The sequence below is a fragment of the Polynucleobacter sp. AP-Reno-20A-A9 genome, assembly GCF_018882085.1.
Lineage (GTDB): Bacteria > Pseudomonadota > Gammaproteobacteria > Burkholderiales > Burkholderiaceae > Polynucleobacter.
In genome coordinates, this window is record NZ_JACVPB010000007.1 from 16,820 (window position 1) to 42,849 (window position 26,030).

Annotated in this window: 26 protein-coding genes and 1 pseudogene; 6 read left to right on the forward strand and 21 right to left on the reverse strand. The window is 47.0% G+C overall.

Annotated features, from left to right (window positions below; all coding sequences use genetic code 11):
• Positions 1-53: 53 nt before the first annotated feature.
• Positions 54-1,400, reverse strand: a complete 1,347-nt coding sequence (pmbA, locus tag ICN39_RS07435; RefSeq protein ID WP_216233427.1) for a metalloprotease PmbA — start codon at positions 1,398-1,400, stop codon at positions 54-56.
• Positions 1,401-1,426: 26 nt separating this feature from the next.
• Here pmbA and mog point away from each other — a divergent pair, with 26 nt between their 5' ends.
• Positions 1,427-2,059: a molybdopterin adenylyltransferase gene (gene mog, locus ICN39_RS07440; RefSeq protein WP_216233428.1), complete on the forward strand. Its 633-nt coding sequence runs from the start codon at positions 1,427-1,429 to the stop codon at positions 2,057-2,059.
• Between the two features lie 64 nt (positions 2,060-2,123).
• Here mog and orn read toward each other — a convergent pair whose 3' ends face one another.
• On the reverse strand, positions 2,124-2,720 hold the full coding sequence (gene orn / locus ICN39_RS07445) for an oligoribonuclease (protein WP_216233429.1): 597 nt from the start codon (positions 2,718-2,720) through the stop codon (positions 2,124-2,126).
• A 15-nt stretch (positions 2,721-2,735) separates the two neighbouring features.
• On the opposite strand from orn, the gene ICN39_RS07450 reads away from it, so the two are divergent.
• Both ICN39_RS07450 and rsgA read left to right on the forward strand, forming a co-directional pair.
• Positions 2,736-3,989, forward strand: coding sequence for a M48 family metallopeptidase (locus tag ICN39_RS07450; RefSeq protein ID WP_216233430.1), 1,254 nt, complete (start codon positions 2,736-2,738; stop codon positions 3,987-3,989).
• Positions 3,990-3,991: 2 nt separating this feature from the next.
• Positions 3,992-5,005, forward strand: a complete 1,014-nt coding sequence (gene rsgA, locus ICN39_RS07455; RefSeq protein ID WP_216233431.1) for a ribosome small subunit-dependent GTPase A — start codon at positions 3,992-3,994, stop codon at positions 5,003-5,005.
• Here the strand turns inward: rsgA and ICN39_RS07460 are convergent.
• The 6 genes from ICN39_RS07460 to rpsP all read right to left on the reverse strand — a co-directional run bounded on the left by ICN39_RS07460 (position 4,950) and on the right by rpsP (position 8,910).
• Positions 4,950-5,909 carry a CobD/CbiB family protein gene (locus ICN39_RS07460; RefSeq protein WP_216233432.1) on the reverse strand — a complete coding sequence of 320 codons (960 nt, stop codon included), beginning with the start codon at positions 5,907-5,909 and terminating at the stop codon, positions 4,950-4,952. The two genes, rsgA and ICN39_RS07460, sit on opposite strands and share 56 nt — an antisense overlap.
• Positions 5,906-6,643 carry a CoA pyrophosphatase gene (locus tag ICN39_RS07465; protein ID WP_216233433.1) on the reverse strand — a complete coding sequence of 246 codons (738 nt, stop codon included), beginning with the start codon at positions 6,641-6,643 and terminating at the stop codon, positions 5,906-5,908. Before ICN39_RS07465 ends, ICN39_RS07460 begins: the two co-directional genes overlap by 4 nt.
• A 64-nt stretch (positions 6,644-6,707) precedes the next feature.
• Positions 6,708-7,100 (reverse strand): 50S ribosomal protein L19, encoded by a 393-nt coding sequence (gene rplS, locus ICN39_RS07470; RefSeq protein ID WP_216233434.1) that lies wholly within the window; start codon positions 7,098-7,100, stop codon positions 6,708-6,710.
• Between the two features lie 136 nt (positions 7,101-7,236).
• A complete protein-coding gene (trmD, locus tag ICN39_RS07475; RefSeq protein ID WP_216233524.1) occupies positions 7,237-7,983 on the reverse strand; it encodes a tRNA (guanosine(37)-N1)-methyltransferase TrmD in 747 nt (248 codons plus the stop codon).
• Between the two features lie 22 nt (positions 7,984-8,005).
• Positions 8,006-8,572: a ribosome maturation factor RimM gene (gene rimM / locus ICN39_RS07480; RefSeq protein ID WP_216233435.1), complete on the reverse strand. Its 567-nt coding sequence runs from the start codon at positions 8,570-8,572 to the stop codon at positions 8,006-8,008.
• Positions 8,573-8,664: 92 nt separating this feature from the next.
• Positions 8,665-8,910 carry a 30S ribosomal protein S16 gene (gene rpsP, locus ICN39_RS07485; RefSeq protein WP_011902362.1) on the reverse strand — a complete coding sequence of 82 codons (246 nt, stop codon included), beginning with the start codon at positions 8,908-8,910 and terminating at the stop codon, positions 8,665-8,667.
• A 224-nt stretch (positions 8,911-9,134) separates the two neighbouring features.
• On the opposite strand from rpsP, the gene ICN39_RS07490 reads away from it, so the two are divergent.
• Together ICN39_RS07490 and ICN39_RS07495 are read left to right on the forward strand one after the other, a co-directional pair.
• Positions 9,135-9,665: an META domain-containing protein gene (locus ICN39_RS07490; RefSeq protein ID WP_216233436.1), complete on the forward strand. Its 531-nt coding sequence runs from the start codon at positions 9,135-9,137 to the stop codon at positions 9,663-9,665.
• A gap of 38 nt (positions 9,666-9,703) precedes the next feature.
• Positions 9,704-10,150 carry a hypothetical protein gene (locus tag ICN39_RS07495; protein WP_216233437.1) on the forward strand — a complete coding sequence of 149 codons (447 nt, stop codon included), beginning with the start codon at positions 9,704-9,706 and terminating at the stop codon, positions 10,148-10,150.
• 56 nt (positions 10,151-10,206) lie between these two features.
• Here ICN39_RS07495 and ICN39_RS07500 read toward each other — a convergent pair whose 3' ends face one another.
• From ICN39_RS07500 to ICN39_RS07520, 5 genes are all read right to left on the reverse strand, one after another.
• Positions 10,207-11,994 carry an acyl-CoA dehydrogenase gene (locus ICN39_RS07500; RefSeq protein WP_216233438.1) on the reverse strand — a complete coding sequence of 596 codons (1,788 nt, stop codon included), beginning with the start codon at positions 11,992-11,994 and terminating at the stop codon, positions 10,207-10,209.
• A gap of 62 nt (positions 11,995-12,056) precedes the next feature.
• Positions 12,057-12,992 (reverse strand): electron transfer flavoprotein subunit alpha/FixB family protein, encoded by a 936-nt coding sequence (locus ICN39_RS07505; RefSeq protein ID WP_216233439.1) that lies wholly within the window; start codon positions 12,990-12,992, stop codon positions 12,057-12,059.
• On the reverse strand, positions 12,993-13,742 hold the full coding sequence (locus tag ICN39_RS07510; protein WP_216233440.1) for an electron transfer flavoprotein subunit beta/FixA family protein: 750 nt from the start codon (positions 13,740-13,742) through the stop codon (positions 12,993-12,995). It abuts the gene before it with no gap.
• A 55-nt stretch (positions 13,743-13,797) separates the two neighbouring features.
• Positions 13,798-15,450, reverse strand: coding sequence for an acyl-CoA synthetase (locus tag ICN39_RS07515; protein WP_216233441.1), 1,653 nt, complete (start codon positions 15,448-15,450; stop codon positions 13,798-13,800).
• 46 nt (positions 15,451-15,496) lie between these two features.
• On the reverse strand, positions 15,497-16,417 hold the full coding sequence (locus ICN39_RS07520) for a histone deacetylase family protein (protein WP_216233442.1): 921 nt from the start codon (positions 16,415-16,417) through the stop codon (positions 15,497-15,499).
• 89 nt (positions 16,418-16,506) lie between these two features.
• On the opposite strand from ICN39_RS07520, the gene ICN39_RS07525 reads away from it, so the two are divergent.
• A complete protein-coding gene (locus ICN39_RS07525; RefSeq protein WP_216233443.1) occupies positions 16,507-17,757 on the forward strand; it encodes a lytic transglycosylase domain-containing protein in 1,251 nt (416 codons plus the stop codon).
• Here the strand turns inward: ICN39_RS07525 and cysM are convergent.
• The 8 genes and pseudogenes from cysM to rpsA all read right to left on the reverse strand — a co-directional run bounded on the left by cysM (position 17,754) and on the right by rpsA (position 25,905).
• Positions 17,754-18,665 (reverse strand): cysteine synthase CysM, encoded by a 912-nt coding sequence (gene cysM / locus ICN39_RS07530; protein ID WP_216233444.1) that lies wholly within the window; start codon positions 18,663-18,665, stop codon positions 17,754-17,756. The genes ICN39_RS07525 and cysM overlap by 4 nt on opposite strands.
• 41 nt (positions 18,666-18,706) lie before the next feature.
• The gene (locus ICN39_RS07535; protein WP_255532375.1) at positions 18,707-19,081 is read right to left on the reverse strand and encodes a helix-hairpin-helix domain-containing protein; all 375 of its coding nucleotides are present in this window, start codon (positions 19,079-19,081) and stop codon (positions 18,707-18,709) included.
• Between the two features lie 142 nt (positions 19,082-19,223).
• Entirely contained in the window at positions 19,224-20,243 is a 1,020-nt protein-coding gene (gene rfaD / locus ICN39_RS07540) for an ADP-glyceromanno-heptose 6-epimerase (RefSeq protein ID WP_216233446.1), read from the reverse strand.
• Positions 20,240-21,169: a D-glycero-beta-D-manno-heptose-7-phosphate kinase gene (gene rfaE1, locus ICN39_RS07545; RefSeq protein ID WP_216233447.1), complete on the reverse strand. Its 930-nt coding sequence runs from the start codon at positions 21,167-21,169 to the stop codon at positions 20,240-20,242. The genes rfaD and rfaE1 overlap by 4 nt, the downstream gene beginning before the upstream one ends.
• A gap of 11 nt (positions 21,170-21,180) precedes the next feature.
• Positions 21,181-22,545: a UDP-glucose/GDP-mannose dehydrogenase family protein gene (locus tag ICN39_RS07550; RefSeq protein ID WP_216233448.1), complete on the reverse strand. Its 1,365-nt coding sequence runs from the start codon at positions 22,543-22,545 to the stop codon at positions 21,181-21,183.
• A gap of 17 nt (positions 22,546-22,562) precedes the next feature.
• A complete protein-coding gene (lapB, locus tag ICN39_RS07555) occupies positions 22,563-23,774 on the reverse strand; it encodes a lipopolysaccharide assembly protein LapB (RefSeq protein ID WP_216233449.1) in 1,212 nt (403 codons plus the stop codon).
• 66 nt (positions 23,775-23,840) lie between these two features.
• Positions 23,841-24,179 (reverse strand): annotated as a pseudogene (locus tag ICN39_RS07560) (integration host factor subunit beta); the annotation flags it as partial.
• Positions 24,180-24,231: 52 nt separating this feature from the next.
• Positions 24,232-25,905 carry a 30S ribosomal protein S1 gene (gene rpsA, locus ICN39_RS07565; protein WP_072583667.1) on the reverse strand — a complete coding sequence of 558 codons (1,674 nt, stop codon included), beginning with the start codon at positions 25,903-25,905 and terminating at the stop codon, positions 24,232-24,234.
• Positions 25,906-26,030 lie beyond the last annotated feature (125 nt).

Below are 26,030 nucleotides of genomic sequence, written 5' to 3' on the forward strand. Positions count from 1 at the left end.
ATAATAGATTTATATATCCAGACTATTTTTAGAGTCTATATTTAGTGTTGTGTTTACTTTCCACCAACCGTCATCGAACCCAGCAAAATCGACCCTGTTTCCTTGGTGCCGCGAATGAGGGTATCGCTGCCAATCAGCTGAATATCCATCAGCATATCGCGTAAATTACCAGCGATAGTGACCTCTTCGACTGGATATTGAATGACTCCATTTTCAACCCAGTAGCCAAATGCACCTCGTGAATAATCACCTGTCACGTAATTAACACCCTGGCCCATTAATTCTGTTACCAGTAAACCGGTACCCATCTCTTTTAATAATGCAGGTAAGCCACCTTTAGGCGTTTTCTTACTTTGTAAAGTCAGATGATGTGACCCACCAGCATTACCTGTGGTTTTCATACCTAGCTTGCGAGCAGAATAAGTCGATAAAAAATATCCTTCGAGTATTCCCTTATCCACAACTGTTCTAGCAGAAGTTTTGACGCCCTCTTCATCAAATGGCGCACTACCAGTCATTGACTTCAGATGCGGGTCTTCAAATAAGCTGATGTGTTTCGGTAATACCTGCTTTCCCAAGCTGTCGAGCAGAAAGCTGGAGCGGCGATATAGGGCGCCGCCTGAAACGGCTTGGACTAGACCACCCAATAAACCTGCTGCTAGGGGCGCTTCGAAGATCACCGGGCAACGTCGAGTTGTCAAAGATCTAGCTTTAAGACGCGACAAGGCTCGCTGAGCTGCATACGCTCCGATTGCAGCAGGATCAGCCAACTCTTCAGGAATGCGGGAGCTGGAGTACCAATCGTCACGTTGCATGTGAGCCTTCTTGCCACCTTCGCTAGCGATTGGCGCACAAGAAATATAGTGGCGAGAAAATGGATAGCCCCCCATAAATCCGTGCGATGTTCCCATCATGAAATGCGCATGGTGAGCGGATACTGATGCGCCATCACTATTTTGAATTTGCTTGCTCACTGAAAATGCAGCACCCTCAGCAATACGGGCGATTTCTACTGCACTTGCTGCATCAATATTCCATGGATGAAACAAATCCAAATCCAGCGGATTTTTTTCTAAGAGTTCAGCCTCAGCCGGACCCGCACACAAATCCTCTGCGGTATGTTGTGCTATGTGATATGCGGCATCCACCGTCGCCTTTAAAGACGCCTTAGAGAAATCACTGGTGCTGGCGTTACCGCGATGATGGCCCAAAAATACGGTGACCCCCACTTGCTTATCCAGACTTTGCTCGATAGTCTCGACCTCACCCTTGCGAACGGTAACGGAAAGGCCTTGCCCTTCTGAAACCTCTGCTACGGCATCTGAGGCACCTCTTCTTTTGGCCTCTTTAAGCATGAAATCAATGATTTCTTGAAACTGGTTGGATGTGTATGTAAACATACCCTAATAATAGCTAGAATAGAAACATGAAGCATACAGAAGCCCTAAAACGAAACAGCCCCAATGAGGTCAAAATTGGTCTAATTTCCATCTCCGATCGCGCCAGTAAAGGCGTCTATCAGGATGAAGGCATTCCCACCCTAAAAGCCTGGCTTATTAAGGCCATGAGCAATCCCTGCGTTTTTCATGAGCGCCTGATCGCCGATGAGTCTGAGAGCATCACTGAGACGATTGTGGAGCTAGTAGACGAGTTAGGATGCGACCTAGTCCTTACAACAGGCGGTACTGGCCCCTCCAGAAGGGATGTCACCCCTGAGGCCACTCGTGAAGCCGGCACTCGTGAGATGCCTGGTTTTGGCGAGCAAATGCGTCAAATTAGCTTGAGTTTTGTGCCAACCGCCATACTGTCCAGACAGACCGCTGTCCTTAGAGAAATTGATGGTCATGCCGCTCTGGTCATTAACCTGCCCGGACAACCTAAGGCGATTGCAGAAACGCTTGAAGGCCTCAAGAATGAGAGCGGTAAATCGATTGTTCCCGGCATCTTTGCTGCAGTGCCTTATTGCATTGATTTAATCGGCGGCCCCTATATCGAGACTAATGAAACTGTCATTAAAGTCTTCAGACCGAAAAGTGCCATTAGGAAATCGGGAGTTTGATTTGTTTTAACTAATAAAAAGGTCCGCATTGCGGACCTTTGTCTTTTGGGATCTTTTTAAATGACTACTGAGGTAGCGGTACGATGAACTTCTCGCGGTAATACTTCAGCTCTTCAATAGACTCTTCAATGTCCGCCAATGCTGTATGAGCCTGGTTCTTGGTGAATCCTTTAACCAGCTCTGGATGCCAACGCTTGCAAAGCTCCTTCAAAGTAGAAACATCAATGTTTCGATAATGAAAGTAAGCCTCTAACTTCGGCATGTACTTCGCCATAAAGCGCCTGTCTTGTCCAATCGTATTGCCGCACATTGGGGCGATGCCTGCTTTAATATATTTTTTCAAGAAGGCGATGCATTCCGCCTCCACCGTTGCCTCGTCCAAAGTGGATGCCTTCACTTTATCGATCAAACCAGAGCGGCCATGTGTCCCTTTATTCCAGGCATCCATCGCATCCAAAAGTGCGTCGTCTTGATGCACCACCCAAACTGGCGCTGTAGCGATGGTATTGAGGTGGGCATCCGTCACAATGATGGCAATTTCCAGAATCCGCTCGGTTTCCGGGTTTAGACCTGACATCTCCATATCCACCCAAATAAGGTGTTCATTGGCTGGTGCTGCCTTGGTTGCTGGTGTGACTGTAGTGTTGATTTGCTCGCTCATATCTATAATGATCTCATGACATTCACAATTGTTTTTCTAATTGCCTTTATTGCTAGTTTTGGCTTACGCCACTGGCTCTCTCAACGTCAAATTCGCTACGTGGCGCAGCATCGTAATGCCGTCCCCGCAGATTTCGCTGAAAAAGTGACTTTAGCCGAACATCAAAAAGCAGCTGACTACACCATCGCTAAATTACGTCTTGGTATTTTAGAGAATGGGGTCAGCGCAATTATTTTAATTGGCTTCACTTTATTGGGTGGTCTACAGATTCTGAACATGGCATTACTGCAATTTTTGGGCGAAGGCATTGCTCAGCAGATTGCGCTACTGGTTTCTATCGTAATCATCTCCGGCGCAATTGACATGCCCTTCTCTTGGTACAAGCAGTTCCACCTTGAGGAACGCTTTGGCTTTAATCGCATGGACAAAAAACTATTCTTCTCGGATATGGTTAAAGGGATAGCAGTGGGCGGCGCCATTGGTATTCCACTACTCTGGGTCATCCTCACTTTGATGTCTAAGGCTGGTGATTTATGGTGGCTTTGGGCATGGGCAGTGTTGACTGCATTTAGCTTGCTCATGCAGTGGATCTTCCCGACGTTTATTGCACCGCTCTTTAATAAGTTTCAAGCTCTAGAAGATGGTCCTTTAAAAACACAGATTGAAGCGCTACTGAAACGCTGCGACTTTGCGAGTCAAGGGCTGTTTGTGATGGATGGCAGTAAACGTAGTGCACATGGCAATGCATTCTTTGCGGGCATGGGCAAAGCTAAGCGCATTGTATTTTTTGACACTTTGATTGAAAAGCTCAATCCTGGTGAAGTTGAAGCAGTACTCGCACATGAGCTTGGCCACTTCAAATGCAAACATATTCGTAAACGTCTCTTGGTCTCATTCGCCCTCAGTTTTGCGATGTTTGCTCTCTTGGGCTGGATCAGCACTAAGGTCTGGTTCTACACAGACTTAGGCGTGATGCCTAACCTCAATGGCCATAACGGTGGCCTCGCATTGGCACTCTTTATGTTGGTCTCACCTGTATTTAGTTTTTTCTTCACGCCACTTTCTAGCCTGGCCTCTCGTAAGCATGAGTACGAAGCGGATAGCTTTGCCGCTGAGAAATCTTCCGCAAAAGATTTAATCGCTGCGCTAGTGAAGTTGTATCAAGATAATGCTTCGACCCTGACGCCTGATCCGATCTATACCGCTTTCTATAGCTCGCATCCACCTGCTCCCTTGCGTATTGCTAACTTACAGCGGTTTAGCTCGTAACGATGGAGCAATTTCATGCGCTACTCATTGCCTCCTACGGAAGGCATTATTTAGCGCAGCGTTTAATTGCAGATGCCGCTGGCCTTGAATCACCTGATGGTCCATTAATACAAGTCAGCACTCCAGCTAAGCAACATATCGGCGCTGTGGGTGATCGTATGTTGCTTGAAATGACCTCGGCCGATCAAGCACGCATTATCAAAATTGAGCCCCGAGAAAATCTCCTCTATCGATCGGATGCGTTTAAGAGCAAGCTGATTGCATCGAATGTGGATCAAATCTTGGTAGTACTTGCTACTCAACCCGCCTTCTCACCTGATCTTTTGGGTAGAGCGGTTGTGGCTGCAGAAGCCAATCAAATTGGTCTCCATATTTTGCTGAATAAGTGTGACCTGAAAGATAATTTAGAGCACGCTCGTAAAATCATCGCGCCCTATGCACGCATGGGCTACCAAGTCAGCGAAGTCTCCGCCAAATTTGATCCCGCCTCAATCGATTCCCTGCAGACCGCCCTGCAGGGCAAGGTCTCAGTCTTTGTAGGTCAGTCTGGCATGGGTAAATCTAGCCTACTGAATGCTTGGATACCGAATGCTGCGGCACTGACCCAAGAATATTCTGTGCGCCTAGATACCGGCAAACACACGACTACTGCCTGTCGTTACTTTGAACTGCCAGAAGCCTGGGGCAGAGATGAAACAGGCAAGCTTGGTGCCCTCATTGATTCACCAGGCTTTCAAGAGTTTGGTTTAGCCCACATGTCTGTAAGTGAATTGCAACACGCCTTCAGAGAATTTAAAGACTTGCTAGGTAAATGCCGCTTTCATAATTGCGCTCACCTATCAGAACCAGATTGCGCAGTACGAGAAGCGGTAGACAGAAATGAAATAGCGCCAGAAAGACTGGCGCTATTCAGACAGCTGCACTCGGACTCAAAAACAGCTGATGTACAAATCCAGGGTATTAGCCAAGCCAAAGAGCGATGGTCAGCATTAGCAACAAAGCCATCCAAGCGATAACCAGGCGCCATACCAATCCGACTGCAGAGCGCATCGTACGCTCGGTGGGCTCAAGACCTACTTCATAGATAACCGGTTCACCAGCTTCAGCCATACGCAAAGCTTCATCACTATTAGGCTCACTCATTGGCTCGCCAAGGCGTACGCCTAATGCACCGCTACCCGCCGCCAAAATCACTGCAGACAAAGAGTCCGACCATTTTTGCGTGAGATAGCGCCAGCCGTATACAGCGCCTTCGAAGTTGCCAACAATGGCAAAACCCATCGCAGTAATACGTGCAGGAACCCAATCTAAAACGTAGAAGAAATGACGAGCAGATTCACTGAGGTTGAAGTCACCACGCTCTGACCAGCGTTGAGAAGCAATATCCGCCAAGCGGTAGAGCACAACACCTGCCGGGCCCATTGGCATCATGAACCAAAACAACACACCGAACACATGATGGTGTGAACCGATAATGGCTCGCTCGAGCGCCAAAGAAATCACATCCGTCTCTGAAAGATTGGAAGTATCTAATTCTGGGCCATACCACTCACCCAAGGCAGCACGAGCAGCAGGCAAGTCATGCGCTTCAATTGCTTCATGTACCGCCGTGAAAGAATGACTGAACTGACGAAAGCCGAAAAACAAATACGCAATGACGATGTTCCAAATGAATCCCAGAATTGGGTAAGTCACCATACAAGTGACATACACAATAAAAACTAAAAAGGTTGGGAGTATGAAGGCTACCAAGCAGGCCATACGTGCGCCCACTGGACTTGCGCCATCTTCAGTTTTGCCACCAAATTCAGCGGCGACCCAATCCAACCAGCGAGCGCATAAGCGCGCAATCCAATGACTTGAGGTCACCGGGCGATATTGCTCAGCAATGAGGGCGAAGAGAATAGAAAAGAAAGTCATACTTTTAATAAATGATAAAGGTTACGTAACATCCCCGCAGTGGCACCCCAAATAAAGCGGTTCTCATAAGGCATTGAATAAAAACGTCGTCCACCCTGCTCACTTTGCCACAATCTGACCTGATGATTAGCGGGATCCAACAAAAAACTCAGGGGCACTTCAAATACATCGGCCACCTCAAACTCATCTAAGACATATTCTGCCTGAGCTTGAACCAATCCTACTACTGGTGTAACGCTGTAGCCAGAAACCGTTAAATACTGTGGCAAATGGCCAATAATCTCGACGCGCTCAGGATCCAGGCCGATTTCTTCTTTGCTCTCACGCAAAGCAGTGTCATTTGGGCTTTGATCTTCGGGATCCATGCGACCCCCTGGAAAGCTAATTTGCCCCGCATGATCGCGCAAATGATTGGTTCTTTGCGTCAGCAATACTGACAAGCCATCCTCCTTCAATAGAAGTGGAATGAGCACTGCCGCTTTAGTAACTTTTCCAACGGCTTGCCGCTTGGCAATAATGTCAGCCGCAATCACATGACGATTTTCATCTGTAATCTCAGGCTCCCATTGGGGAGGTGACTTCAGCCTAGCCCTTAAACCCGCCGGCTCCAAAAATTCTCTTGCTACCTTTTTTTCACCGGCACACACTGCATGAATCGGAATCGCTTGCGCATCAAATCCTGGGGGCGCAGCAACATTGATTGCATTGTCTTCATGCGTTGAGTTCTTGGGCATATTCATATTCTAAGGTAACAAAAAAGGCGACCGAGGCCGCCTTTTTAAATCAAGCCAGCATTAATTATGCGACTGGAGTTGCTACTGCTACCTTACGCGCAGGAAGCTTCTCTTTAATACGTGCAGACTTACCTGAACGATCGCGCAAGTAGTACAACTTGGCACGACGTACATCACCGCGACGCTTCACTTCAATGCTAGCGATCAATGGTGAGTAAGTTTGGAATGTACGCTCTACACCTTCGCCAGATGAAATCTTACGAACGATAAAGCTGGAATTGAGTCCGCGATTGCGCTTTGCAATCACAACACCTTCAAACGCCTGAGTACGCTTACGCGCACCTTCAACAACGTTCACGCCAACAACTACTGTGTCGCCAGGAGCAAAGCTTGGCAAAACCTTGTTAGCACTTAAGCGAGCAATTTCTTCTTGCTCAATTTTTTCAATTAAATTCATTTTTAATCCTTAAACATCATATTAGCGTTTAATCCCGAGATAAAAATCAACGGACCCAATAGAGGATGCAGTTAAAACAATTTCACTAAACCAAAAACCAAACCACTCAATCACTTCTGAACACTAATGAAAGCATTTACAGCGAGCGAAGAAATTGTTCATCTTCTCGGGTTAGCAACCCTTTGGCTCTAGCCGATTCAATTAAGTCCGGCCTTAACCTGAACGTCAGCTCTAAAGACTTCTGCCGACGCCAATCTGCTATTTTAGCGTGATGTCCGCCTAAAAGCACGTCTGGGACGGATAAATTTTCATATATTTCAGGGCGGGTGTAGTGCGGATAGTCCAAAAGACCGTTCATAAAGCTATCCTGAGTGGCAGATTCGCCATCCCCAAGCGCCCCTGGTATTAGTCTTATTACCGCATCCATCATCGCCATAGCGGGGATTTCACCCCCAGAAAGCACAAAATCCCCAATAGAAAGCTGTAAATCGACGTTTCGATCCACAAAACGTTGGTCTATGGCCTCATATCGACCACAAATAAAGCTTAAATTCCCATAATTAAGGACATCAGCCGCTATCTTCTGGGAAAAACGCTCGCCCTGGGGTGCTAACAAGCAAATGGGGCCACTGTTGATGCCTGCCGCTTGATGGGCCGTCTTAATTCCGGCGACCGTATCCTCTAAGGGTTTCGCCATCATGACCATTCCAGGGCCACCGCCATAGGCACGGTCATCCACCGTTTTACGAGGATCCGAGCAAAAGTCTCGAGGATTCCAAAGATGAACGCTAGCTAACGATTGTTCACATGCGCGACCAGTAATGCCCCACTGCGTTAAAGCAGAAAACATTTCAGGAAACAAGGAGACAACATCAAAGCGCATAGCGGTAATTGTTTTTGAATTCTTATTGCCAGTCAGACTGCCAATCAAGGGTAATCGTTTTATTTGGTAGATCGACGTTTTGCACTACCTCTTTTACAAATGGCACCAAATACACAATCGTTTTAGTTTCTGCATTGCCAATCGCAATCACACCATGCGCGCCATTCTCGGTAACGTCAATCACTTCACCAAGCACTTCGCCTTGCAAATTGATTGCCTTGCACCCAATCAGATCAACCCAATAATAGGAATCACTATCTGCTTTTGGAAAAGCATCGCGCGCCACCAAGATACGAGAACCTTTTAAGGCGAGCGCCTGATCGCGATCACTTACACCCTCTAGCGCCATCACAACATTGCCGCTGTGCATCTTGGCGCTTTTCACTTGGTATTGCGTCAAGGAAGCCTGTTCTAGAGACGCAGAAACGCCCGCATCCCTACGAGGGATCAGGGACAACCAAACCGATTTAGAAGAGAGGAGTGCTACAGGCTCTGATGAGTGAGGCCTTACCTTCACCTGGCCTTGCAAACCTTGGGCCTCAGATATGGCGCCAAGTTCAATCAAATCATTTAGGGAAGGCGTACTCATTTGCAAGACACCTTATTTTCCCGAAATAGAACTACTAGAAATTCTGTCACTAAAAACTTCATCACTTCAATGAAGCTTTTAGCAATCGAATATTAAACAGCTGGATTGTTTTTGATCAAACGCACTACTGTTGGGGAAATCTGCGCGCCAACACCAGTCCAGTAAGTCAAACGATCTTGAGCAATACGCATTGCTTGCTCAGTCGCAGCTGCTTGTGGATTGAAGTAACCAATACGCTCGATAAAGTTCGAGTCACGACGGTTGCGTTTATCAGTAGCAACGATGCTGTAAAAAGGGCGCTTCTTAGAACCGCCGCGTGCCAGTCGAATGACGACCATACTTATTCCTTAAAATCTAAAATGAAAACAGGTTGATTACAACCCAATGAAATTTCTACAAAAAACCTTGGGCTCCAGCTCACCGAATAAAGATACGGTAGAGCGGAAAACCTCATATTCTAGACGAAAACCCCTACTTCTTCCACCTATTTAAGCATCTAAGACAGTAGAATAGAGTATGTACTTAGACAAAAAATACATTAAAAACAATAACTTAGGTAAATATGGTCCTTAAATCCAGACTTTTAGACTTCCTCAGAAAGCCTTCAAAAGGGCTCTTTCTGACACTTTCTTGCCTAAGTCTTGGACTTTTAAGTGGCTGCGCGAATGTCATCCCCCCTTGCGGAGCCAAAATAAGCCCGCCAAGCAGCGAACTCAAGAATACCAAATGGGAGCTGACTCGCTGGAACCTGCCTCCCAATAGCAACGGGGAGGTGCGTGCCCGCCCAATACCCCAGGGTGATGCTGGTAACCCCATACAGATCATTTTTGATCCCAATGGGCAACGTCTGAGTGGCTCGACAGGATGCAATCGGTTTACTGCAACCCTAGATGAAGACGCTCGCGGTTTTTCTCTCAAGCAAATCGCTAGCACCAAGATGGCCTGCAGCCCTCAGCGCATGGAATTGGAAAATGATTTCCTCTACGAGCTAAACGACTATCGCAGCATTGTGCGCAATGGCGATCAGTTGTTGATGATCGGCACAGATCGTGAAGTACTCAGCTTTATCCAAAAGCCAAACAACAGTAAATAAACATTCAATTATTCATTAGCAATATCACTGAAAGATTCATGAAAAAATCCAAACTCCTTTTTTGCGCACTCGGATTCCTCCTTCCTGGTAGTGGCCTCAATTGTTTTTATCTACAAGGACTTAAATCTTTTTGGGCATGGGTTCAGCTATTTGCCCTGATAGGTGGCGCAGCAGGATGGTTCATTCTGAAAGATGCCCACTTTCATTCAGCGCCAGGATGGGTACTCGTTACTTTTGGCTTTATTGCTATTGAAGCAAGTTGGTTAACCACCATTGCCTTTGGTCTTCGCCTAGATGAGAAGTGGGATGCCCAATTTAACCCTGGGATTGAAGAGCATCGACGCAGCCGCTCTGGCTGGCTAGAAATATTGACAGTGATTTTCTCTTTGGTATTTGGCGCTGGTGTGATGATGACTTTTTTAGCAATTTCATTTGAGCAATTCTTCATCTCTCAAATCCATGAAGCAAAAAAGCTATCCCAATAACTGTAGATAGCTTTCTTACTGCAAGAGCCGCTCTTTGGAGCGGTTTTTTATTGTCTTTAGAACTGCTCTACCTCTAAGGCATTGGTAGAGTGGCCACTTTCAACAATCGAAGTTGCTAATGCTTGCACTTGAGGCATGAGATTCTCAGCAAAAAAACGTGCCGTAGCAATCTTCGCATCATAGAATTTTGGGTCGCTATCACGCAAACGTTCAGAAGCTAAAAGCGCTCTCGCCATTTGCCAGCCACCCAATACCAAACCAGATAAGCGCAGGTAAGCAAAGCTACCAGCATAGACAGCCTTGACGTCAGTCTTTGCATTGGCTAAAACGTAAGCAACCGCCTGCTCGAATGCTGCGCGCGCCAAAGTAAGCTGCTTCAACACTGCTTTAGCATCATCGGTTCCACTGGCAGCCAAATCTTTTTCAGTAGCAGCAATTCTTTGGGAAAGCTCCTTTGCAATCGCCCCACCATCACGCACTGTTTTTCTACCAACCAAGTCATTGGCCTGAATTGCAGTAGTGCCTTCGTAAATCGTCAAGATACGGGCATCACGGTAATGTTGAGCAGCACCTGTTTCTTCAATAAAGCCCATACCACCATGAACCTGAACTCCCAAGCTAGCAACTTCAATCGACATTTCTGTTGAGAAGCCCTTAACGATGGGGACTAAAAATTCATAAATAGCTTGATTGGCTTTGCGAACCGCCTCATCAGGGGCCGCATGCTGAGCATCGTATGCAGAAGCGGCGTAGTAAGCCAAGGCACGTGAAGCTTCCGTGTAGGCACGCATGGTCATCAACATCCGCTTCACGTCAGGCTGATGAATAATCGCAACTGGGCCGGGCGAGCCGGCTAAGTCACGGCTTTGCACGCGATCCTTTGCGTACTGAACGGCCTTTTGATAGGCGCGCTCTGCCACCGCTACACCTTGCATACCAACCGCAAAGCGAGCTGCATTCATCATGACGAACATATACTCAAGACCGCGATTTTCTTCACCAACTAAATAGCCAATCGCGCCACCGTGATCACCAAATTGCAGCACGGCTGTTGGGCTCGCCTTGATTCCAAGCTTATGCTCAATCGAAACACAGTGAACATCATTGCGCTCGCCTAATGAACCATCCTTATTCACCATAAACTTCGGCACTACAAATAATGAAATCCCTTTTACGCCCTCTGGCGCATCAGGTGTTCTGGCTAGTACCAAATGGATAATATTCTTAGCCATATCGTGCTCACCATAGGTGATGTAAATTTTGGTACCAAAAATCTTGTAAGTACCGTCACCCTCTGGAACAGCACGCGAGCGAACCATTGAGAGATCAGAGCCTGCTTGAGGCTCAGTGAGGTTCATCGTGCCAGTCCACTCACCAGAAATCATTCTCGGGACATATTGCTCTTGTAGCTCTGGACTCGCAGCTGTCAGCAAAGCTTCAATGGCGCCATCAGTCAGCAATGGGCAGAGCGCAAAAGAAAGATTGGCTGCATTAACCATCTCTAAACAAGCAGTTGAGATGAGCTTTGGTAGGCCTTGGCCACCAAACTCCGCAGGATGAATCACACCTTGCCAACCTGCGGCAGCATATTGCTCAAAAGCCTGCTTAAAACCAGGAGTAGTTGTCACAACGCCGTCTTTTATAAAGCTTGGATTTTGATCTCCAGCCCAGTTAAGAGGCGCTACAACGTCTTGATTAAATTTGGCAGATTCTTCCAAAATGGCAGGCGCTAAATCTACATCCGCACCCGCGTCAGCATATGAGGGATAGGCAACGACATCTGATAGCCCAGCTAATTCGTTCATTACAAACAACATGTCTTTCACTGGGGCTACATATGGCATCACAACTCCTCTTTATCCTGTTTGATACTCAATTCATCGACTGACTTGATTAACTAAGTTAATCAAGTCAGTGCTTTTGTTAACTCAGGCACGGCGGTATTCAAATCAGCAACCAAGCCATAATCAGCAACACCAAAAATTGGCGCTTCAGGGTCTTTATTAATGGCAACGATCACTTTGGAATCCTTCATACCCGCTAAGTGCTGGATAGCTCCGGAGATACCAACAGCGATATAGAGCTGAGGCGCCACAATCTTGCCTGTTTGTCCAACTTGGTAGTCATTAGGCACATAACCCGCATCAACTGCTGCACGCGATGCACCTAGGGCAGCACCCAATTTATCTGCCAATGGCGTGATGAGCTCTTGATACTTCTCACCGGAACCTAAACCACGTCCGCCAGAAACAATAATCTTGGCAGCAGTCAACTCCGGACGATCAGACTTAGTGAGTTCGCGACCAACAAAGGAAGATTGAGCCTTACTGTCAGCAACGGCGGCTTTCTCTACGGCAGCAGAACCACCTATGGCAGCCACCGGATCAAACCCAGTAGTACGAACAGTAATGACTTTTACTGGATCAGCCGTTTGCACGGTAGCAATTGCATTGCCTGCATAAATTGGACGCTCAAAAGTATCCGGTGATATTACTTTCGTGATATCCGATAACTGAGCCACATCGAGCTTAGCAGCAACGCGTGGGAGTACATTCTTGCCATTCGCAGTAGCTGGCGCCAAAATATGGCTATAGCCACTAGCGATCGACAGAATCTGGGCAGCCAAAGGCTCAGCCAATTGATCGGCCAGATTTGGAGCATCGATTTGAATGACCTTACGAACGCCAGTAATTTGCGCAGCAGCCTGAGCAGCAGTATCCGATCCATTACCAGCAACTAAAATATCTACTTCTGGAGAGCATTGCAAAGCAGCCGCTACAGCGTTGAGTGTTGCAACTTTTAAAGATTGATTGTCGTGTTCAGCAATAACAAGTGCGGCCATTTAGATCACCTTCGCTTCATTTTTGAGTTTTTCTACAAGGGCTGCCACATCAGCAACCATCACCCCAGCAGAGCGCTTTGGCGGCTCTTCTACTTTAAGTGTTTTAAGACGTGGGGTGATATCGACACCTAATTCTTCAGGCTTCACAATATCGATCGTTTTCTTCTTAGCCTTCATGATATTGGGCAAAGTGACATAGCGTGGTTCATTCAAACGCAAGTCAGTGGTAATCACTGCTGGTAAAGATAGTGCAATCGTTTCTAAGCCGCCGTCCACTTCACGAGTCACAGTGGCCTTGCCATCCGCAATCACAACCTTAGATGCAAATGTAGCCTGCGGAATATCGAGAAGACTTGCCAACATCTGACCCGTTTGATTGCTATCGTCATCAATCGCTTGTTTACCGAGGATGATGATTTGTGCTTGCTCTTTATCGGAAAGCGCTTTGAGAATCTTCGCCACAGCTAAAGGTTGTAGCTCAGCATCTGTCTCAACGAGAATTGCGCGGTCAGCACCAATCGCTAAAGCGGTACGAAGGGTTTCTTGGCATTGGGTTGCACCAGCAGTAACCACTACCACTTCAGTTGCTACACCTGCCTCTTTTAAGCGCACCGCTTCCTCTACTGCGATTTCGTCAAAGGGATTCATGCTCATTTTGACGTTCGCTAAATCAACACCAGAGTTATCAGATTTCACCCGAATTTTGACGTTGTAATCAACAACGCGTTTTACAGCTACTAAGATTTTCATTTGGAATTCTCAATAATGGTTAACGATCTATTTTATCCGCCCTTAGGGCCTAACCCTAGACATCAATTGCAGTAGCCGAACCCGCTTGTTTACGCAGCTCAAACTTCTGAATCTTGCCAGTCGAGGTCTTTGGCAGCTCACAGAACACAATGGCTCTAGGAACCTTAAAGCCCGCCAAATGCTGCTTGCAATGGGCAATGATGTCCTCAGCAGTCACTTCTGAGCCAGGCTTAATTTCCAAGAAGGCGCAAGGCGTTTCACCCCACTTAGGGTCGGGTTTAGCAACTACTGCGGCGGCATTAATGGCTGGGTGGCGATACAGCACATCCTCAACCTCTACGGAAGAGATGTTTTCACCACCAGAAATAATGATGTCTTTGCTACGGTCCTTCATCTTGACGTAGCCATCGGGATTCATAACCGCCAAGTCGCCCGAGTGGAACCAGCCACCTTCAAATGCCTCTTGGGTAGCTTTTTCGTTCTTCAAATACCCCTTCATGGCGATATTGCCCTTGAACATAATTTCGCCCATGGTCTCACCATCCGCAGGTACAGCCTTCATGGTTTCTGGATCAAGGACAGCAATTGCTTGTTGCATGTGATAGCGCACGCCTTGACGAGCATTTAAGCGAGCACGCTCACCGATATCGACATCATTCCACTCGTCTTGTTTAACGCACACAGCTGCCGGTCCATAGGTTTCAGTTAAACCATAGACATGAGTTAAATCAAATCCTAACTTTTCCATACCCTCAATAATGGATGCAGGAGGAGCAGCTCCCGCGATCAAACCTTTAACACCTGCAGGCACTCCAACCTTCAGCTCATCCGGCGCATTGACCAATAAGTTATGCACAATAGGTGCCGCGCAATAGTGGGTAACGCCATGTTCTTTAATGGCCGCAAAAATATGTTGCGCATCAACGCGACGCAAACAGACATTGACGCCAGCGCGAGCTGCGATCGTCCAAGGGAAACACCAACCATTGCAATGGAACATCGGCAGAGTCCAGAGATAGATGGGGTGTTTATTAATATCCCAATCTAATACATTAGAAACGGCATTGATTGCAGCGCCACGATGGTGATACACCACACCCTTAGGATTACCAGTAGTGCCAGACGTATAGTTCAAGCAAATCGCTTGCCACTCATCCGCAGGAACTTGCCATGCAAAATTGGGGTCACCTTCAGAAAGCAATTTCTCATAAGTAAGACTGCCCAACTTCTCACCAGGAACATCAAATTCTTTTTCCTCGGCATCAATCACTAAAAAGTCACGGCCTGACTCTTTCTTCGCGATCTCGAGAGCTTTTTTCATCACCCCTGAAAACTCAGGATCAACAATCACCACTTTTGCTTCACCATGATTCAGCATAAAGGCCACTGTCTGTGCATCTAAACGAGTATTAAGAGCATTCAAAACCGCGCCAGCCATAGGGATACCGAAGTGGGCCTCTACCATTGGAGGGGTATTGGGCAACATCACCGCTACCGTATCACCCAAGCCAATCCCGTGTTTTTGCAAAGCACTAGCTAAGCGACGGCAACGCTCATAAGTTTGCTTCCATGTCTGACGCAACTTCCCATGAATAACGGCAGTTTTATTGGGATAAATTTCTGCTGAGCGCTCTAAAAATAAGAGCGGAGTAATTGGGGTGTGGTTAGCTGGATTGCGATCCAAACCTTGTTCATAGATATTTGCCATCTTCAGCTTTCGATTTCTGTTTTACTCAATTACAAAATTTGTTTTATTAAATATCTGCCAAAGCTTTAATGTGGGCCACTACGCTGCGACCCAAAGCAGAGAGGTTGTAACCGCCCTCTAAGCAGCTCACAATGCGTCCTTGCGCATACTCATTAGCAATATCTTTTAAACGTTTGGTAATCCAGACATAGTCATCCTCTACCAAGCCCATCTGCCCTAAATCATCTTCGCGATGAGCATCAAACCCTGCTGAAATCATGATGAGCTCAGGCTCAAAATTACGCAAAGCAGGTAACCATTGCTCCTCTACAATGGAACGCACCACATCGCCCCGAGTAGCAGCAGGCAAAGGCACATTGACCATATTGTTCGCGTGATCAAGACCGCTGTAGGGATAGAAAGGGTGCTGAAAGAAGCTGCACATTAAGACATTGGGGTCATTGAAGAAAGCAGCTTCAGTGCCGTTGCCATGATGGACATCAAAATCAATGATGGCGACACGCTCAATACCGTAGGTTTCCATTGCATATCGCGCAGCAATCGCTACGTTATCAAATAAACAAAACCCCATAGAGCGCGTTGGTTCAGCGTGATGTCCTGGCGGCCTTACAGCACAAAACACATTTTCAACCTCACCCTTCATTACAGCATCCACACCTGCAATCGCAGCGCCTGCAGCTCTAAGCGCTACTCTGTAGGTGTGAGGATTCATAATGGTGTCGCCATCGAGCATGAAATACCCGCTCTCTGGGGCACGATCTCGAACAAAAGAAACATGGTCGGGACTATGTACTAATTCAAGCTGGTCTTCAGTTGCCAATGGCGCATCTAAATGATGCAAAAATTGATCGACACCACTGCGTATCAGTTGATCATTGATCGCCTGAATTCTCTCTGGACACTCTGGATGATGGCTTCCCATCTCATGTTTCAGAAAGTCTGGATGAGTTATGTATCCTGTTGTCATTACTCGAAATCCTTAATAGCAAATTTGTAATTTTTATAATCTAATTAAACGTGCTCAACACTCGAAAATCCAATACAAATACTTTAGGCATGAACTTTCGCGTCTCCTACATACTGCTTGCTGTTGCGCTAGCGGGGTGCTCTAGCACCCCTACGCTGCCAATCCAATCGCAACAGTCCATCGTAAACCAGACTGATGATGCTGCTACCGAGGCGCGTTTTAGCCAGAACCTCAACGAACTCCTTACCCAAGTCTCCCAAAACCAGGAAATCCCACTCCCAGCCTTAGAAATGGGCTTCCTAGATGCTAAAACGGTTCCCTCAATTCGGAAATTGGTATTACCCCCATCGGGCACGTTTAAGAAAAACTGGTTGGCTTATCGCAAACGCTTTATAGAGCCTGTCCGCCTCAAGGCTGGCAGGGCCTTTTGGGACCAAAACCAGGCCTTTTTAAGCCAAGTTGAGCAAGAATCAGAGGTGCCCGCTGAGATTATTGTGGCCATTATTGGCATCGAAACCATCTATGGTCGCCAAACCGGCAATTTCAGAGTGAAAGACGTTCTGTCCACTCTCGCCTTTAGTTACCCAGACACCCCTAACAAACCAGCACGCGAACAGCTTTTCAAAGATCAACTCAAAGAACTCATCCTATTGTGCTGGACTGGGGCGGGTGGCAAGTTACCCTCCAAGAACAGCAATCAAGGCATCAATAGCGCACGCTTTAGCGCCTGCCTAAATCAGAACAGCTCCTACGCTGGTGCGATCGGTCTACCGCAGTTCATGCCCAGCAGCATTCGCAGCTTTGCAGTCGATGGTGACGGCGATGGTCAAATTGATTTAAAGCAAAGCCCTAAAGATGCTATTGCGAGTGTTGCCAACTTCATGAAAAAACATGGCTGGCAACCGGGGATGCCGATTTCGTTTCCAGTTCAGGCTAATGGCATCAGCGCTGCCAAAGCATTGGCTGATGGTGAACCGCAATTGAAATACACAGTTCAAGAGCTCATTCAAAAAGGGATCTTGACTCAGCAACAAGGCGACCTACAAAGTGGTGGCGTTGATCCACAAAGCAAAGCTTTCATCGTTGACCTACCCTATCCAGATAAAGATGGTGTAGACCAGGTGCAATATTTTGTTGGCTTAAATAATTTTCTGACGATTGTGCAATACAACCGCAGCTATTTTTATGCGCAAAGTGTTGCTGAGTTTGCCGAAGCCTTAGGATATAAAAACCAAAGTGTTGTGCCGGTAGAAAACCCAACCAAAACCAGTGGGTCAAAGGCAGCTACTGAAAAGTCTAAATCTAAGAAATTCAGCCCAAAGAAAAAGGTAAAGTCTTAAGCTGGAAAAACACCGGTGGATAAGTAGCGGTCACCACGATCACAGACAATAAAGACGATCGTGGCATTTTCAACTTGACGGGCTATCCGCAAAGCCACTACCAAAGCACCTCCAGCAGAGATGCCACAGAAAATACCTTCTTCAGCCGCCAAGCGACGCGCCATCTCCTCCGCATCCGCTTGCGAAACATACTCAATCAGATCTACCTTATCGCCTTGATAAATCTTGGGTAGATACTCTGGCGCCCACTTCCGAATACCGGGTATTTGAGAACCATCCTCCGGTTGCGCACCAATAATCTGAATCGCAGGATTCATGGATTTTAGATAAGTGGAGACTCCAGTAATGGTGCCAGTAGTACCCATGGCAGAAACAAAATGAGTAACCTGCCCATCAGTGTCTCGCCAGATTTCTGGCCCAGTACTTTCTATATGCGCTCTTGGATTATCTGGGTTAGCAAATTGATCGAGCAATCTGCCGCGACCTTCTCTTTGCAACTGCAAGGCATAATCTCTGGCAAACTCCATGCCACCAGAGGCTGCAGTCAAAATAAGTTCAGCACCATAAGCCGCCATGCTTTGACGACGTTCAATGCTTTGATTTTCCGGCATCACTAGAATCATTTTGTAACCGAGCATAGCTGCGGTCATTGCCAATGCAATACCCGTATTACCGCTAGTTGCCTCAATTAATGTATCGCCAGGTTTAATCTCGCCGCGCTCTTGTGCGCGCGAGATCATCGACAGCGCAGGTCGGTCCTTCACCGACCCGGCTGGATTGTTTCCTTCTAACTTACCTAAGATCACATTATTGCGATTATCGTTTTCCAAGCCAGGAATACGCTGCAAACGAACTAAGGGCGTATTGCCCACAGTCTGTGAAATAGTAAGGTAGGAAGGTTTGCTCATAAAGCCATTTTAGCCATAAGCAAGCCTACATACGATAGGGTTTAATTTCTGCGACTTGCTCCCGAACGCTCTTGCTGATTGCGAGGACTAGCTTGATTGCGAGAATTACGTCGGCCAGAGGCGCCGCCCTCTTTCTTTGTTCTGCCGTTGGGCTCTCGAAATGAGCTGGGTGCTTCAATCGTTAAACCGTTATCAACCATTTTTTCAACTGATTTCATGCCGATGCCACGAACCCGCTTCTGAAGGTCATTAGCATCCTGAAAATGGCCGCCATCCAAACGCTCAGCAATAATCGTTTTTGCTTTAGCCGGACCAATACCCTTAATGCTCTCGAGCTCCGTTTGAGTGGCAGTATTAACGTTAATAGGTGAAGCATTTGCTACCCCGAAACCAGAAATAAAAACGGTCAAAGCCAAAGCGCTTGCTCTTACTAAACTCCTCAAACTTACCAAATTGAAATTTCTTGTCATCTTTTCTCCTGTAGTAAATAAAAAATCCACGGACACAAAGTGCGCGTGGATTGTTTACAACGAGGAGAAACTAATTCTGTTGACTGACTTACAAAGGGTTTGCCAAGAAACCAGAATTGGCCTCTAACCACTCAATATATCTTCCTACGCCTTGCTCCACACTAAGGAAGGGTTCCACATAGCCAGCAGCCCTGAGCTTAGTCAGGTCGGCTTGTGTAAAGCACTGGTATTTTCCTCTGAGCGCATCCGGAAATGGAATGTACTCAATCGCTTTTTCTTTAACCAATTCTTGTAGGGTTGCAGGCGCCGCTTTGTCTAGCTTACGCATAGAGTTAGCCACGGCATGAGCTACATCATTAAACGGTTGCGCACGACCGCTACCTAAATTGAAGATGCCACTGATTTCTGGGTGATCCAAGAAGAAGAGGTTCACTTTTACTACATCCTCAACAGAAACAAAGTCACGACTTTGCTCACCAGGGCCATAACCACCATACTCACCAAAGAGTTTTACATGGCCATTAGCTTTGTATTGATGGTATTGATGAAAGGCAACTGAAGCCATACGGCCTTTATGTGACTCGCGTGGTCCATAAACATTGAAGTAACGAAAGCCAACAACCTGGGCCGTATTTACTTTCTCAGCAAAACGTTTACGCATCACTTGATCAAATAAGAACTTGGAGTAGCCATAGATGTTCAGTGGTTTCTCGTGCTCGCGACTCTCCACAAATACGTCTGAACCACCGTAAGTTGCAGCAGAGGAAGCGTATAGAAGCTGTACTTTTTGCTCAGTGCAAATATCCAATAGATCCATGGTGTAGCGATAGTTATTCGCCATCATGAAAATACCATCAGTCTCCATGGTATCGGAGCACGCCCCCTCATGAAACACTGCCTTGACCTTACCAAAACGACCGCTTCTAAAAGCCTCTAGAAACTCGTCCTTATCAAGGTAATCAATGATGTCTAAATCGGCGAGATTGCGATACTTATCTGCAGGACGAAGATCATCAACTGCGATGATGTTTTTCTCACCACGTGCATTGAGCGCCTGAACAATATTGGCACCAATAAATCCAGCTGCGCCGGTTACGATAATAGTCACTGTAATTCCTCTGAAGTAACAGTTGCAGTTCCTAACTTGCCAACGACAATGCTGCCTGCACGGTTTGCAAGCGCCATGGCTTTTTCTAAAGGCCACTTTGCAGCCAAGGCCACAGCCAATGTTGCAATCACAGTATCACCAGCGCCAGATACATCAAACACCTCACGCGCCTGCGCCTTGACATGACTGACGCCTGCATCGGTATACAGACTCATGCCCTCTTCAGAACGCGTTAGGAGAAGCGCCTTCAAATCTAGCGACTTCCTAAGTTCTTGAGCTTTCTTAGTTAAATCTTCTTCGCTGGTCCATTGGCCAACGACTTGACGCAACTCGCTGCGGTTCGGCGTTAAGACAGTAGCACCACGATACTTCTCGTAATCTTCGCCTTTAGGGTCAACCAAGATCACTTTATTTTGGGCTCGCGCTTGCTCAATCATATGGGCCACCTGACCTAATGCGCCTTTGCCATAGTCAGAGAGAATCACCACATCAGCAGCGCCGACCAATTTTTCAAAACGCTCTAATTTATGAGCAAGCGCTTTTTCACTGGGGGTTTCTTCGAAATCTAAACGAATAAGCTGTTGTTGACGTGCAATCACCCGGAGTTTCACGATAGTGGGAACGTCCGCATCGATTTCTAACTGACTATCAACACCACCTGCTTTGAGTAACTCCACTACACGCTTACCAGGTTCGTCATTACCGACAATACCCAAAATAGTTGCTTTAGCATCGAGCGCAGCTACGTTACGAGCCACGTTAGCAGCACCGCCGAGACGTTCATCAATCTTGCCTACCTGCACCACTGGTACTGGCGCCTCAGGAGAAATGCGGTTGGTATCGCCGAACCAATAGCGATCCAGCATGACATCACCCACCACTAATAAGCGGGCTTTAGAAAACTGTTCTCGATTCGCTTTTTCCATATGCATCTACTTTAATTATGTCTACCAATACCATGGTACTCAATACCTAATTCTTGCATAGAAGCTGGCTCATAGAGGTTGCGGCCGTCAAAAATGATTGGGCGTTTGAGTTTCTCCATGACTTGCTCGAAGTCCGGACTTCTAAATGCTTTCCACTCAGTCACAATGACTAGGGCATCAGCGTCATTTAGGGCGCTCATTGGGTCAGCAGTCATTGAAACTTGCTTCAGGCCTTCTGGATTGCTTTTAAAGTCCAGGTCGAGAGCATGTTGGGCTTCTGGCATGGATACCGGGTCGTGGGCGATTACCTGGGCGCCGCGCTTAACAAGTTCTTGAATAATCACGCGACTAGGCGCTTCGCGCATGTCGTCAGTATTGGGTTTGAAGGCTAGGCCCCAGAGTGCAAACTTCATACCTTTGAGGTCTTTACCAAAGCGCTTTTCGATCTTTTCGACCAGGATGTACTTTTGCAGTTCATTGACGGCTTCTACGGCATCGAGGATCTTCAGATCACGACCATGTTCTTTAGCGGTCTTGGATAAGGCAGACACGTCTTTTGGAAAGCAAGAGCCTCCATAGCCCGTGCCGGAATACAAAAAGCCATAACCAATGCGTGAGTCTGAACCAATGCCTTGGCGTACTGCTTCAATGTCAGCGCCTACTAAGTCAGCCAAGTTGGCCAGCTCGTTCATAAAGGAGATGCGGGTGGCTAACATCGCATTAGCGGCGTATTTAGTGAGCTCAGCACTTTTGACATCCATATAGTACGTACGCTCATGGTGGCGATTAAAGGGTGCATAGAGCTTGCGCATTTGCTCCTTAGCATGCAATCCCGCTGGCGTACTTTCTGTACCGATCACAATGCGGTCTGGGCGCATGAAGTCTTCCACTGCTGCGCCTTCTTTGAGGAACTCAGGGTTAGAGACCACTGAACAGAGTTCTGGAGATAAGTTTCTTTTTTCTAATTCTTCGGTAATGGCTGCCGATACTTTATCGGCGGTGCCTACTGGCACGGTGGATTTATCGACAATCACCTTAGGAGTGGTCATATGAAGACCAATATTGCGAGCAGCCGCTACGACATATTGCAGATCGGCTGAGCCATCTTCATCAGGGGGTGTACCAACAGCGATGAACTGAATCTCGCCATGGGCAACTGAAGCAGCAATGTCAGTAGAGAACTGCAAACGGCCAGCAGCTCTGTTGCGCTCAATCATCTCTTTAAGACCAGGCTCGTAAATGGGAACGCCGCCAGAATTGAGGATCTCAATTTTTTTGGAGTCTACATCGACACAAAAGACGTTATTACCCTGCTCAGCTAAACAAGCGCCAGTAACAAGACCTACGTAACCGCTACCGATGATGGTGACTTTCAATCTCTCTCCTATACTCTTTACATTGAAGGGCCACTTGGCGCAGCACCCTCACTACGTCTTGGAGAGTATGCCTCCCAATGATTACAACCAGGGCATTGCCAATAAAACCTTCTCGCCCTAAAGCCACAATTACCGCAAGTGTAACGAGCTAGGCTAGTAGTGCGTTGACGCAGGAGCTTGAGTATGGACTGTAACTCCAAGAGTCTTTCTGGGCTGGCGCTACCTTCCTCTAATGCAAGACGGGTTTCAGCCATCTTGGACAAAGCAATCAACGTTGGAGAATGTTGCATCACATCAGACAACATCGCATTTGCTGCTTGTGGGCCCCGAATTTTCATCAGATGCTTATGCACAATGTCGAGTAACTCACCAGTGGCTTGAGTTTTTAGCAATTCGCAGAGGCGATCTAAACCCTCCCCCTCTTTATTAATTGCTATGTGAGCAAGCATCCAACGATCAGCCAACAAATGCATATAAGCAGGGTGGGAACTAGCAATCAAACTCCAAGCCTCAATTGCTTGAGCGGGACGATCCATTGCCATCCAATAATCGCCCTGCAAGATCAAAGCACGTGCATGATTCGGCACAGCTTGTAGGGCACGTTGTATGGATTGCTCCGCCTCAACTAAGTCTTTGCGACGCAAGGCTTCTTGACCAAGCTCACAGTGAAATTGAGCGATTTCAGTATGGTGTGATTTTCCCTGTAGACCTTCAAGCTCGCTTGCAGCAATGATGGCTTTTTTCCAATCATGCTCAATTTGATACATCTCCAACAAGCTTTCTTTGGCAGGCTCAGCATACTTACCATTACCTACACGATTTAATGAGGCTTCTGCTCGATCAAGCAATCCGGCGCGCAAAAAGTCACGGCCCAACTCATAGGCAGCATGATCACGATCGCGCGGCTTTAAGTCATCACGATTAGCCAGGTGCTGATGAATACGAATAGCGCGTTCTGTTTCACCACGACGGCGAAATAAATTACCCAATGAAAAATGTAGCTCAACAGTCTCTGGGTCTAATTGCGCAATTTTGACCAAGGTTTCAATCGCTTGATCAGGCTGCTCGTTCAGCAAAAGACTTAAGCCTTTAAAAGTAGAGCGCTGCTGACGCATGCGCTCACGTTCATCCATCCGATTTTCAAGACGCAAATCCCAGCGCGCCGCTAACCAACCGATGCCAAATATTACTGGCAACAGCAATAACCAAGCGGTAGCTATCTGAATCATAGTGCGCAGAATTTAAATAAAAAAATGGCCCGAATGGACCACTGAGGTTGAGCCTGAATCTTAGGCACCAGAACCCTCTTTGGGGCCCGCCTGCTTCAAAGGCTTGTAATCTACTCGCTCACGCAACTCTTTGCCAGGCTTAAAGTGCGGAACGCGTTTTTCTGGAATCAAGACTTTCTCACCAGACTTTGGATTGCGACCAGTGCGTGCAGGACGATGGTGGAGCACAAAGCTACCCACGCCACGCAGCTCGATACGCTTGCCCTCAGCCAAAGCATGAGTCATTGTGTCCAGCAAAGTTTTTACCGCTAACTCTACATCCCTAGGCAAAAGCTGCGGAAACTGTTCCGCGAGACTCTCTACTAGTTCGGAGCGGGTAATTGCTTGTTGCTCTTGATCGGTCATGATCTATCAATAAAAAAACGCCGCCTCCCTCACGGAAAGCGGCGAATTTGATTTAGCCTTGATTGTCCAATTTTGCTTTTAACAAAGCGCCCAAATTGGTTGTGCCAGACTGCGCATCACCTTGGAGCTTGCTCATTGCATCTTGTTGATCAGAGCTGTCTTTTGCTTTGATTGAAAGATTGATAACACGTGACTTGCGATCAATATTAATGATCATTGCAGTAACGCTATCGCCTTCTTTCAATACATTGCGTGCATCTTCAACGCGATCGGTTGAGATCTCAGAAGCACGTAAGTAAGCTTCGACTTCATCAGCCAAGTGAATTGTTGCACCCTTAGCATCAACAGCTTTCACAGTACCAGTAACGAGGCTACCCTTGTCGCTGACAGATGTGTAGTTGTTGAATGGGTCGCCAGACAATTGCTTGATACCGAGAGAGATACGCTCTTTCTCAACATCAATTGCCAATACAGTGGCTTCAACTTCATCACCTTTTTTGTATTTCTTAACAGCTTCTTCACCCGGCTCATTCCATGAGATGTCTGAGAGGTGAACTAAACCGTCGATGCCGCCAGGCAAGCCAATGAACACACCAAAGTCAGTAATAGACTTGATTGCGCCAGTTAACTTGTCGCCTTTTTGCTGTGCACGTGAGAACTCTTCCCATGGGTTTGCTTTGCACTGCTTGATGCCCAAGCTAATACGACGCTTGTCTTCATCAATGTCCAGAACCATTACTTCAACTTCAGTTCCTAATGCAGTAGCCTTGCTTGGAGCAACGTTCTTGTTGGTCCAGTCCATTTCAGAAACGTGTACCAAACCTTCGATACCAGATTCGATTTCAACGAATGCGCCGTAATCAGTCAAGTTAGTTACTTTGCCGAATAAACGGGTGTTCGGTGGGTAACGACGAGCGATACCAACCCATGGATCATCACCTAATTGCTTCACACCGAGTGAAACACGGTTCTTCTCTTGATCGAACTTCAAAATCTTAGCGGTAACTTCTTGACCAACAGTCAACATCTCGCTTGGGTGACGCACACGACGCCATGCCAAGTCAGTGATGTGCAAGAGGCCATCGATACCACCGAGGTCAACGAATGCGCCGTAATCAGTGATGTTCTTAACGAGGCCAGTAACCACTGCACCCTCTTTAAGGTTCGACATCAACTTAGCACGCTCTTCACCTTGGCTAGCTTCAACCACTGCACGACGTGACAACACTACGTTGTTACGTTTACGGTCAAGCTTGATAACCTTGAACTCCATCGTCTTACCTTCGTAAGGGCTGGTGTCTTTGATTGGACGTGTGTCAACGAGTGATCCAGGCAAGAATGCGCGGATACCGTTAACCATCACAGTCAAGCCGCCTTTGACCTTACCAGTAACAGTACCGGTAACGATCTCAGCTTGCTCGAGTGCTTTTTCCAAATTCATCCATGATGCCAAGCGTTTCGCTTTATCACGGGAAAGGATGGTGTCGCCATAGCCGTTCTCAAGAGCGTCAATAGCAACAGAAACGAAATCGCCAGGAGCTACTTCAATCTCGCCAGCGTCGTTATGGAATTCTTCAACAGGAATAAACGCTTCAGACTTTAAGCCAGCGTTAACAACGACGAAGTTATGGTCGATGCGAAGAACTTCAGCCGAAATAACTTGGCCGGTCTTCATATTCGATCGGGTTAATGATTCTTCAAATAGTTCTGCAAATGATTCAGACATGTATATTCACTTTTTGCCGCCAGAAGGCCTGACGGGTTAGATTAAAAAAGTCTTCAAGAAACACGCTAATGAAATGATCGCGTTGTGGAGCTTCTTAAGACACCAAAAACTACTACTTACAGCCA

What these genes read in the sequence shown, in the direction of transcription:
- pmbA (WP_216233427.1), bottom strand. Translation starts at nt 1,400, where the DNA reads ATGTTTACATACACATCCAACCAGTTTCAAGAAATCATTGATTTCATG.
- mog (WP_216233428.1), top strand. Translation starts at nt 1,427, where the DNA reads ATGAAGCATACAGAAGCCCTAAAACGAAACAGCCCCAATGAGGTCAAA.
- orn (WP_216233429.1), bottom strand. Translation starts at nt 2,720, where the DNA reads ATGAGCGAGCAAATCAACACTACAGTCACACCAGCAACCAAGGCAGCA.
- ICN39_RS07450 (WP_216233430.1), top strand. Translation starts at nt 2,736, where the DNA reads ATGACATTCACAATTGTTTTTCTAATTGCCTTTATTGCTAGTTTTGGC.
- rsgA (WP_216233431.1), top strand. Translation starts at nt 3,992, where the DNA reads ATGGAGCAATTTCATGCGCTACTCATTGCCTCCTACGGAAGGCATTAT.
- ICN39_RS07460 (WP_216233432.1), bottom strand. Translation starts at nt 5,909, where the DNA reads ATGACTTTCTTTTCTATTCTCTTCGCCCTCATTGCTGAGCAATATCGC.
- ICN39_RS07465 (WP_216233433.1), bottom strand. Translation starts at nt 6,643, where the DNA reads ATGCCCAAGAACTCAACGCATGAAGACAATGCAATCAATGTTGCTGCG.
- rplS (WP_216233434.1), bottom strand. Translation starts at nt 7,100, where the DNA reads ATGAATTTAATTGAAAAAATTGAGCAAGAAGAAATTGCTCGCTTAAGT.
- trmD (WP_216233524.1), bottom strand. Translation starts at nt 7,983, where the DNA reads ATGCGCTTTGATGTTGTCTCCTTGTTTCCTGAAATGTTTTCTGCTTTA.
- rimM (WP_216233435.1), bottom strand. Translation starts at nt 8,572, where the DNA reads ATGAGTACGCCTTCCCTAAATGATTTGATTGAACTTGGCGCCATATCT.
- rpsP (WP_011902362.1), bottom strand. Translation starts at nt 8,910, where the DNA reads ATGGTCGTCATTCGACTGGCACGCGGCGGTTCTAAGAAGCGCCCTTTT.
- ICN39_RS07490 (WP_216233436.1), top strand. Translation starts at nt 9,135, where the DNA reads ATGGTCCTTAAATCCAGACTTTTAGACTTCCTCAGAAAGCCTTCAAAA.
- ICN39_RS07495 (WP_216233437.1), top strand. Translation starts at nt 9,704, where the DNA reads ATGAAAAAATCCAAACTCCTTTTTTGCGCACTCGGATTCCTCCTTCCT.
- ICN39_RS07500 (WP_216233438.1), bottom strand. Translation starts at nt 11,994, where the DNA reads ATGCCATATGTAGCCCCAGTGAAAGACATGTTGTTTGTAATGAACGAA.
- ICN39_RS07505 (WP_216233439.1), bottom strand. Translation starts at nt 12,992, where the DNA reads ATGGCCGCACTTGTTATTGCTGAACACGACAATCAATCTTTAAAAGTT.
- ICN39_RS07510 (WP_216233440.1), bottom strand. Translation starts at nt 13,742, where the DNA reads ATGAAAATCTTAGTAGCTGTAAAACGCGTTGTTGATTACAACGTCAAA.
- ICN39_RS07515 (WP_216233441.1), bottom strand. Translation starts at nt 15,450, where the DNA reads ATGGCAAATATCTATGAACAAGGTTTGGATCGCAATCCAGCTAACCAC.
- ICN39_RS07520 (WP_216233442.1), bottom strand. Translation starts at nt 16,417, where the DNA reads ATGACAACAGGATACATAACTCATCCAGACTTTCTGAAACATGAGATG.
- ICN39_RS07525 (WP_216233443.1), top strand. Translation starts at nt 16,507, where the DNA reads ATGAACTTTCGCGTCTCCTACATACTGCTTGCTGTTGCGCTAGCGGGG.
- cysM (WP_216233444.1), bottom strand. Translation starts at nt 18,665, where the DNA reads ATGAGCAAACCTTCCTACCTTACTATTTCACAGACTGTGGGCAATACG.
- rfaE1 (WP_216233447.1), bottom strand. Translation starts at nt 21,169, where the DNA reads ATGGAAAAAGCGAATCGAGAACAGTTTTCTAAAGCCCGCTTATTAGTG.
- lapB (WP_216233449.1), bottom strand. Translation starts at nt 23,774, where the DNA reads ATGATTCAGATAGCTACCGCTTGGTTATTGCTGTTGCCAGTAATATTT.
- rpsA (WP_072583667.1), bottom strand. Translation starts at nt 25,905, where the DNA reads ATGTCTGAATCATTTGCAGAACTATTTGAAGAATCATTAACCCGATCG.